The organism is Chryseobacterium sp. MMO-72 (assembly GCF_037146035.1).
Classification (GTDB): domain Bacteria; phylum Bacteroidota; class Bacteroidia; order Flavobacteriales; family Weeksellaceae; genus Chryseobacterium; species Chryseobacterium indicum.
The window spans coordinates 258611-264770 of sequence record NZ_JBBCWG010000005.1; the positions used below are offsets into that span (position 1 = coordinate 258611).

The 6160-nt window shown below is 36.3% G+C and carries 8 protein-coding genes; all 8 read right to left on the bottom strand.

Going from position 1 to position 6160, the window contains the following annotated elements; genetic code table 11:
* Positions 1-17 precede the first annotated feature (17 nt).
* The gene (locus WFH39_RS09950; RefSeq protein ID WP_214587718.1) at positions 18-524 is read right to left on the bottom strand and encodes a DUF6973 domain-containing protein; all 507 of its coding nucleotides are present in this window, start codon (positions 522-524) and stop codon (positions 18-20) included.
* A 53-nt stretch (positions 525-577) separates the two neighbouring features.
* Complete coding sequence (gene accD / locus WFH39_RS09955) at positions 578-1432, bottom strand: acetyl-CoA carboxylase, carboxyltransferase subunit beta (protein ID WP_116099254.1); 855 nt, start codon at positions 1430-1432, stop codon at positions 578-580.
* A gap of 75 nt (positions 1433-1507) precedes the next feature.
* Entirely contained in the window at positions 1508-2578 is a 1071-nt protein-coding gene (fbaA, locus tag WFH39_RS09960) for a class II fructose-bisphosphate aldolase (RefSeq protein ID WP_336689786.1), read from the bottom strand.
* Between the two features lie 71 nt (positions 2579-2649).
* On the bottom strand, positions 2650-3516 hold the full coding sequence (locus WFH39_RS09965; RefSeq protein WP_336689787.1) for an NAD kinase: 867 nt from the start codon (positions 3514-3516) through the stop codon (positions 2650-2652).
* A 6-nt stretch (positions 3517-3522) separates the two neighbouring features.
* Positions 3523-4098 carry a CBS domain-containing protein gene (locus WFH39_RS09970; RefSeq protein ID WP_235132144.1) on the bottom strand — a complete coding sequence of 192 codons (576 nt, stop codon included), beginning with the start codon at positions 4096-4098 and terminating at the stop codon, positions 3523-3525.
* A gap of 260 nt (positions 4099-4358) precedes the next feature.
* Complete coding sequence (locus tag WFH39_RS09975; RefSeq protein ID WP_336689788.1) at positions 4359-4889, bottom strand: RNA methyltransferase; 531 nt, start codon at positions 4887-4889, stop codon at positions 4359-4361.
* A 69-nt stretch (positions 4890-4958) separates the two neighbouring features.
* Positions 4959-5834: a bestrophin family protein gene (locus WFH39_RS09980; RefSeq protein ID WP_336689789.1), complete on the bottom strand. Its 876-nt coding sequence runs from the start codon at positions 5832-5834 to the stop codon at positions 4959-4961.
* A gap of 243 nt (positions 5835-6077) precedes the next feature.
* A partial coding sequence (locus WFH39_RS21210) for an IS3 family transposase (protein WP_442891700.1) occupies positions 6078-6160 on the bottom strand: 83 nt, incomplete at its 5' end.

The following is a 6160-nucleotide window of genomic DNA, read 5'->3' on the forward strand; positions in this document are numbered from 1 at the left end:
AATACAATATAATCATATCAATCCAGATAAACCAGAAACCCCTCAAAATCATCATCCAGATTTTTCAGAACTTTAGCATCCTTCATTTTCTTTTCCAGACCTTCGATGAAAAAACTTTTCTCGAAAAACTGGCGGTGAACTCCCGGAAGCAGCTCTTTAAAGTAATCCATTCCGAATTTATTGTTGTGGAGATCCATTTTGGTTTCCAGAGGTTTGTTCGGGAATAATTCTTCGTGCATATCGGTGATTCTTTTACAGAATTTCAGCGCTTTCTGAGGCGAAGAGACTTTAGAGCAGTACATCGCAATAAAACAGCACCAAAGAGCGTGTCTGAAAGCATTTCCCACACCATTGGTAGATGCAGTTTTAGGGAATTTTTTCTGAGCAATCGTATATGCCTGAACGGTGGCATGAAAACTGAGCAATGAGAAAACAGGATGAGGAAGAACAAGCGTTAAAAGACGGATAATCTTTTTAAAACTCATACTTCGGATGGTACTGAAAAATATCTTGAAAGTTCTCATAAATAAAAATCTCTCCCTAATTAGAGAGAGATTGTGTTATTTTGTTACAATTATTATGCTTTTACAGCTAATAAATTCACTGTTTTAGCAACAGTATCTCGGATTTCTGTTCTTTTAACGATAAAATCTACAAAACCTTTTTCCTGAAGGAATTCTGAAGTCTGAAAACCTTCCGGTAAATCTCTTCCGATGGTTTCACGGATAACTCTTGGTCCTGCGAAACCGATCAAAGCACCCGGTTCAGCCATGATAATATCTGCTGTCATTGCGAAAGAGGCTGTAATTCCGCCAAAAGTAGGATCACAAAGATAAGCGATGTATAAAAGTCCTGCTTCTGAAAGCTGAGCCAGTTTAGCCTGTACTTTAGCCAACTGCATCAAAGAATACGTTGCTTCCTGCATTCTCGCTCCACCGGATTGACAAATAATCATATAAGGAAGTTTTTTCTCAATACAGTAATCGATCGCTCTTCTGATTTTTTCACCCATTACGGAACCTAAAGAACCGCCGATGAAAGCAAAATCCATACAGGAAACAACCATTTCAGTACCTTTTACGGTTCCTACTGCATTTCTGATGGAATCGGTAAGTTTGGTTTTAGCTTTTACTTCCTTCAGACGGTCTGTGTAAGATTTAGTATCTTTAAAGTTCAGAATGTCAATACTTTCAACATTAGCATCCAGTTCCGTGAATTTGCCTTCATCGAAAAGGATATCAAAAAATTCTGCACTTCCTATTCTTACATGGAAACCGTCTTCCGGAGAAACATAATTATTTCTCTTCAATTCATCATGTTCCACCACTTTTCCTGATGGAGTCTGATGCCAAAGACCTTTGGGAACGTCTTTTTTCTCATCAGTAGATGTCGTAATATTTTGTGCTTTTCTTTTAAACCACTCGAATGCCATGTATAAAATTTTAGATTTTGAATTTTAGATTACAGATTAAAAATAATTTAAAATCTATAATCTAAAATTTATAATTTATTTTAGCGTATTTACGTTATTTAAATCTTCAAATGCCTGAACCAGTCTCTTAGAGAAAGTTTCCTCACCTTTTCTTACCCAAACTCTTGGGTCATAGAATTTTTTGTTCGGTTTTTCTTCCCCATCCGGATTTCCGATCTGAGTTCTTAAATAATCGATATTGTTTACCATATAATCTCTGATTCCCTCTGTGTAAGCAAACTGAAGGTCAGTATCAATATTCATTTTAATTACCCCATAATCAATCGCTTCTCTGATCTCTTCCAAAGTAGATCCGGAACCTCCGTGGAATACGAAATTAATCGGTTTCTCAGCAGTTCCGAATTTCTCCTGAACGTATTTCTGAGAATTATCAAGGATTTTTGGCGTAAGAACCACGTTTCCGGGCTTATAAACACCGTGTACGTTTCCGAAAGCAGCAGCAATCGTAAAGTTATCAGAAACAGCTTTTAACTTTTCATAAGTGTAAGCGATATCTTCCGGTTGCGTATATAATTTAGAATTGTCTACATCCGAATTATCTACACCGTCTTCTTCACCTCCTGTAACTCCGATTTCTACTTCTAAAGTCATTTGAAGTTTAGCCATTCTTTCGAAGTACTTCGCTGAAATTTCTAAATTTTCTTCCAGAGATTCTTCAGAAAGATCCAACATATGAGAAGAGTACAGCGATTTTCCTGTCTGCTTGTAGAATTCTTCGTTAGCATCCATTAATCCGTCGATCCAAGGCAATAATTTTTTTGCAGCATGGTCTGTGTGAAGGATTACCGTTGCTCCGTAAGCTTCTGCAAGGGTATGGATATGTTTTGCTCCGGCTACAGCTCCTAAAATAGCTGCTTTCTGTCCGTCGTTGCTTAACCCTTTTCCTGCGTTGTAAGCAGCTCCTCCGTTAGAGAACTGAATGATAACAGGTGAGTTTAGTTTTGCTGCAGTTTCCAAAACCGCGTTTACGTTGCTGGAACCAATTACGTTTACTGCTGGTAATGCAAATTTGTTTTCTTTAGCATGCTGAAAAATATCAGTAACTAATTGACCTGTGGCAACTCCTGCCGGGAAAATTCTGCTCATGTTTTGCTTTTTAATATAAATTATTAGGGTGTTTTTAAATTCCTGTAAAGGTAATAATTTTTAAAATATTCTTAATTTCTTTTATCTCTTCCCCAAAGTAGCTTCTGGCGGATGGTTTCGTAGAAACTTAAGTTATTCGGCTGAACGAGTAATATCTGGAAATCTGCCTTTTTAATCACAATTTCCTGATCCGTTTCAATATGAATCAACCGGGAATCCAGAGAAAGAGAATATTGTGAAACGCGGCTTTCGACTCCGAATTTAATTTCCACGCTGTCATTCACGACCAAAGGTCTTACATTAAGATTATGCGGTGCAATAGGCGTGATGACGAAGTTTTCATTGTTTGGCGAGATGATCGGTCCTCCACAGCTCAACGAATACGCCGTAGAACCTGTAGGAGTGGAAACGATAACACCGTCTCCCCAGAAAACATTCAGAAACTCATTATTAATATAAGAATCTACCGTAATCATGGAAGTGGTTTCCTTTCTGGACACCGTAACATCATTTAAAGCGTACGGGAAAAAATTCTCCAGAACAGGCGAAACAACCTGAATTACAGAACGGCGGCTTGTTTTTACATCGCCTTTCAGAATAGAATCCAACTCTTTAAATGCTTCTTCTTTGGTAAAGCTTGCCAGAAATCCTAATCTTCCGGTATTTACCCCGACGATCGGGATTTCAAGATCTTCGATGAAGGTGAGAGAATTCACAATCGTTCCGTCTCCGCCAAAAGTGAAGAAAAGATCCACTTCTTTTTCCAGAAGGTCTTTTTTATTATTAAATGTCTCAAAAATCTTTGAAAACTGAAGCGCTTCAGCCATCTCATCGTACAAAACAGATTTTACACCTCTGCTTTCCAGCTCGGAAATAAATTTGCTTAAATATAAAAAAGTATCAAGATCTTTTTTCTGAGAATAAATGGCTGCCTTCATTAGTTTTTATATTTCTATGAATTTCTGGAAAAACCCGAATCTGTCCTGCAATAAGTCTGATTTTTCATCAGAATAGTACTTCTGTACGATGCGGTAATCATATCGGTCGAATGTTTCATCAATAGAACTCAGATTTTCATTGCCAATCTTTATCGTTACCTGAATCACTTCATCCGACATGAAGCTGATAAATGCACCGTAAAATTTAGAATTATTGCTTTCTACAATATTGGCAATCTCCGTCATCGAATATTTTCTTGCCGGAGTTTCCACCGTAAGAATGGCTCCCGATTCGGAAAACAGCGGATATTTTGAAAAATCCTGAAAAATATCTTCACAACTGATGTATCCCAGATATTTCTCGGATTTATTAATAACAGGAATTACATTAGAATTAAAAGTATAGAATATTCTGATGCTGTCCATAATATTGTTATCCTCCAGAATGGCAAAACGCTCGATCTGATGTTCGAGGTTTTTCAGCGTCCCTTCCTCTTCATACAGGAAATCCTGTGCAATTGCACCGTAAAAATGATGGGATTTTTTGATGAAAATATGAGAATATCCAAATGCCTCTAACATTTCCCTCGCTGATTCTATCGAGTCAGAAAGGCTGAAACACGGGAAGTCTTTTGAGATATAATCCTTGATAAACATTGTGCTAATTTATAAAAAATTAAACGAAACTTTTCTTCAAAATAATACTTTTTTTCAGGAAAATAAAAAAAAATAATTTTAAAATTTGTTGGTGTAAAAAAAAAGAGTACCTTTGTCGCCTTTCATTTTTACTTTTTATTAGATTTATTTCAAACTGCACTGTCTCTTAGACATATGCAGTTTTTTTATTTTAAAGCCTTTGCAAATTCCCACATCACAATTCCTCCGCAAACGCTTACATTTAAAGAATGTTTGGTTCCCAACTGAGGAATTTCAAGGAAAGAATCGATATTGGGCAATGCTTCATCACTTATTCCTTCCACTTCATTTCCTAAAATCACCGCGTATTTTTTTGTTTTATCGATGGTGAAATCTGTGATCATCTGGCTGTTGGTGGTCTGCTCGATTCCCACCACTTCAAATCCCTGAGATTTTAAATCATTAATGACCGTATTAATATCATTTTCATGACTCCAGGCTACGCTTTCCGTAGCTCCCAAAGCGGCTTTGTGGATTTCGCGGTGTGGAGGCTGCGGCGTGATTCCGCAAAGGATAATCTTCTGAACCAAAAACGCATCTGCCGTCCTGAACGTTGCACCCACATTGTGCATGCTTCTGATGTTGTCTAAAACTACTACCAAAGGAATTTTCTCAACCGATTTAAAGGTTTCCACATCAATTCTGTTGAGTTCTTCCAGTTTTAATTTCTGTACCAATTTTATTTTTTTGTCAAAATTAGGTATAAATATTTACGATTTTCAGATAAAAACGGATTTTGTTATTTTTTAGTACCCCATGATCTGATGAACGTTTTTCTCAATATTCTGGGCAATGGTTTCCATCGGAATATCGTTTTCGTCATTATTAAAAGGATCTTCAATTTCTTCGGCAATCAGTTCAAGACTCATCAGAACATAATAAATGAATACCGTAAGCGGGATAATGTAATTTCCGATATTGATAACGTAAGCAATCGGCAGTGCAAAAACATACAGAATGATAAATTTTTTAATGAATGATGAATAAGAATAGGGAATCGGCGTATTTTTAATTCTCTCGCAACCGCCGCAAACATCCAGAAAACCGGAAAGCTGGGTGTCGAGATACAGCATTTCAATATCTGAGATTTTTCCTTCTTTCTTTAACTGATTTAATTTGTGACTCATCAGAATGATAATTTCACTCGGTCCATGATTTTTCAGCTCTTTCTCTATTTCGGAATAATCTTCATCCAAAGCCAGTCGGGTAGATTCTTTAGATAAATGTTTTGCTAAAAAGTGAGGAAAAAACTTTAAATATCTTGCAATTTGCTCAGCATTCTGTCTGTCGTCGCCCAAAATAGTATTCACTTTTATGGCAAAATTACGGGTGTCATTCACCAGTTTTCCCCACAGTTTTCTGCCTTCCCACCATCGGTCGTATGCGGTGTTTGTTCTGAAAACCAACAATAAAGAAAGAACAAAGCCTAATAGAGAATGAATTAAACCCACATTGCTGATCCCTGATTTTGAATTAAGCCGGAAATGCTCAATTTCAAGGTATTCTATGCCCCACGAATACAATCCGACGAGGATCATGCTTGGAAATAATATTTTTAAAGTGTCGCTTTTATGCAAGCTGAAAAGGATTTTCAGGAAATGTTTGGTGTTGTAAACTCTCATAAATTCTCTTAGTCTTACAAATATAATTTTTTCATGGTAACTATATATAATTTTACACCAATTAACATAATGAAATTTTTCACAAATTTGAAAAAATGGCACCTGAAGACTTGAAAAAAGACAATAATATTATAGAATTATATTTATTAAAACAATGAATAAACTAGAAATTCCTTGAATGGAAAAATCAGATTAAAAAAAATCCCCAACGTAAGTAGACTGCACCCAAAAGTTTAGACAAAATTACACAATATTTCGATAGAAAAGAGTTCGGTATTGTACCGGGCTCTTTCCTTTTAGATTTAATCTTATTCTGTCGTTGTTAT

Bases quoted from the DNA above. Each gene is read 5' to 3' on its own strand.
- fbaA (WP_336689786.1), bottom strand. From the start codon at position 2,578: ATGAGCAGAATTTTCCCGGCAGGAGTTGCCACAGGTCAATTAGTTACT.
- accD (WP_116099254.1), bottom strand. From the start codon at position 1,432: ATGGCATTCGAGTGGTTTAAAAGAAAAGCACAAAATATTACGACATCT.
- WFH39_RS09970 (WP_235132144.1), bottom strand. From the start codon at position 4,098: ATGTTAGAGGCATTTGGATATTCTCATATTTTCATCAAAAAATCCCAT.
- WFH39_RS09950 (WP_214587718.1), bottom strand. From the start codon at position 524: ATGAGAACTTTCAAGATATTTTTCAGTACCATCCGAAGTATGAGTTTT.
- WFH39_RS09965 (WP_336689787.1), bottom strand. From the start codon at position 3,516: ATGAAGGCAGCCATTTATTCTCAGAAAAAAGATCTTGATACTTTTTTA.
- WFH39_RS09980 (WP_336689789.1), bottom strand. From the start codon at position 5,834: ATGAGAGTTTACAACACCAAACATTTCCTGAAAATCCTTTTCAGCTTG.